The organism is Protofrankia sp. Cas8, from assembly GCF_963555845.1.
In the GTDB taxonomy this organism is placed as follows: domain Bacteria; phylum Actinomycetota; class Actinomycetes; order Frankiales; family Frankiaceae; genus Protofrankia.
In genome coordinates, this window is record NZ_CAUVXI010000070.1 from 19520 (window position 1) to 22024 (window position 2505).

2 protein-coding genes are annotated in these 2505 nt (G+C 62.4%); both read right to left on the minus strand.

All coding sequences use genetic code 11. The annotated features are described in order from the left end of the window. The coding region (locus U9977_RS12530; RefSeq protein ID WP_322749414.1) for an RHS repeat-associated core domain-containing protein at window positions 1-1790 on the minus strand (1790 nt) is incomplete at its 3' end. A 328-nt stretch (window positions 1791-2118) separates the two neighbouring features. After that, window positions 2119-2505, minus strand: a 387-nt coding sequence (locus U9977_RS12535) for a hypothetical protein (RefSeq protein WP_322749415.1), incomplete at its 5' end; no start/stop codon positions are given.

Sequence of the window (2505 nt, forward strand, 5' to 3'; positions counted from 1 at the left end):
TGCTTCAACTGCGGCAGCGGCATCGGTGGAATCCGGGGCTTCGGCAGCGGTATGGGCTTCAGCTGCGTACGAGGGTGTACCTGTACAACACGCCCACCAGAAGTAAACCGGGGCTTCACCGTCGGCTTGACATCAATAGCGCGATCATTCTGCGTAGCCGGCGAAAACTCAGCCGGCACAAGACCCGGAAACCAGGAATAGTCAAGCGGCACATCGGTCGTCGCCGGCGACGTCCTCGCCTGGGAATTCCCATAACGATCATATACATAGCCGGCAGCTACACCCAAAGCACCACCAACGACGACCGCCCCCACAATCGGCACCCATCCAGGCGCCGACGCAACCACAGCCGCACCCGCAACCACCTCACCGGCGACCTCCACGACCGGCACCGCCGCCTCTTCCACCACCGTGGCCACCGCACCAACCCCGCGGGCACCCACCTTGAGGTCCCGCACACCCTCCCGGAAAAAATCCCCGGGCGAAAAATGGCCCGACGGGTCGTTGGAGGCCAGTGGGTTGGCGTTGCCGTACACATACCGGTTCGCCGAGATCCCCGACGTCAACGGCAGACCCACACTGTCCCGAGAGACAAACCCACCGGTCCCCGGGGTGTACCAGCGGGCCTCCGCCGACACCTTCGCCGTCGTCGGATCCGTCCACGACCCCTGGAAGCCGACGCGGACGTTGGCGCTGCCCGCGGTCGTCGGCGTCCCGAACGGGTCGAACACCTTCTGGTCGGTCAGGCCTGCGCCGTTCGTGGTGAAGGCAGCGACCACATCCCCGTGAGTATCGGCCAGCGGCACCCAATTGCCCCCCGGCGTCCCCAGGCCAATCAGATCGCCGTCCGGATCCCGGGCGTAGGTCGACGTGCCATCCGCGACCGGCTCCTTCTCCACCCCGGCGTAGCCCAGCGTGGTGCTGTTCCGGACCGCGAGCCGATCCAGGCCGTCATACCCGTACGTCGTCGTCCCCGACGTACTGTCCGACACCAACCGATCAAACCCGTCAAACGTCGTGGTCGCCGTCGACCCGCCAGCGGTCCGAGTCGCCCGCGTCCCCCGCGCCGTATACGTATACGTCGCCGTCCCATCGGAGGTCAGCCGGTTCCGCTCATCAAAACTGGCGGCGGTGCCGCCCACCGACGTCCGGTTGCCGGCCCCATCCCAGCCGTAGCTCGTCGTGACGTTCGCCGGGCTGGTCCACGAGGTCAGCCGGTCCGCCCGGTCATAGCCGAAGCTCTGACTCCCCGACCCCGCCAGCGCCGCCGGACTCAACGTTTCGGTCAGCCGATTGTCGTTGGCGTCGTAGCTGTAGGTCGCCGCCCGCAGCGTCCCACCCGGCCCGGACAGCGTGTCCGCGGTCGTCCGCCCCAGGTTGTCGTAGCCGAAACTGCGGACCGCCCCACCCGACGCGTAGGTCACCGCGGTCAGCTGGTCTGCGTCGTCATAGGCCAACGACCGGGTGCCACCGGTGGCCGCACCCGTCGTACTGGTCAGATCATCCCGGGCGTTGTACCCGAACGTGGACGTGCCGGCGCCGTCGGTCCGTGACGTCATCCGACTACTGGCGTCATAACCGAACGTGGAGCTCCCCGCCGGGCCCGCACTCCCAATCGGCAGATCCCGATCGTTATAAGTCAACGACTGCGTGCCCGACGGATGGTTCACCGACGTGACCCGACCGATCAGGTCATAGCCCACCGACCGCGACGCCACCGCCGCACCCCCACCCGAACCGGACTCCGCGGTCAACCGGCCCAACGCGTCAAACGTCCGCGCCCGGGTCACCCCACCCTGCGCCAGCACACTGACCGGCAGACCACCCAGCGCTACATCATCAACACCGAAGCAATCTCCATCCTGTCAAGATTCTGCATCTCCACAAAGATCGGAACAGCTTACTTATCATCTTCAATGTATTCCATTACACCACGAAGGATCTTCATATCGATCTCATCGGATGTTGGCAGCAAAAAAACTTTCCCTGCACCCGAGATTCGAATCTCACAAATTAGCCCTCCCTCTACAATATCACGACACTCGACATAGCTGTCATCCTCGTGAATACTCGTAACCGTAAAAATCCGATACTCGCGACCATCAACCTTAATAACTTTCATCCTAGGAATCCTTCAAAAGTTAGATGCCCGCCTCGCATGCTCCAACGCGCACCCCAGCCGCTGGAGCTCCACAAATCTCGCACGGTATCTCCGTAATGAGAGGAAGCCGAACCCGTCTCATCAATTGCCGGATCCTTAAGAAGATCCATGATCATTCTGTTACCGACCGCAGTACGCTCTGCATCGGACGTGAGGCTCGGGAACAAGCTCGAGTGCTCAAGTCCTCTGGAAAGATCTGCATGCTTCTGAAGCGCGCGACCAGCCTTACTCTGACCCCGGATGATATTTCCATCTGCATCAAGTCTAGCCTTTCCATAGGGAGCTGACGCAGCATCATATAGCTGATCGTCCGAGTATTTACCAATGTTATCGTCGTCGGGGTT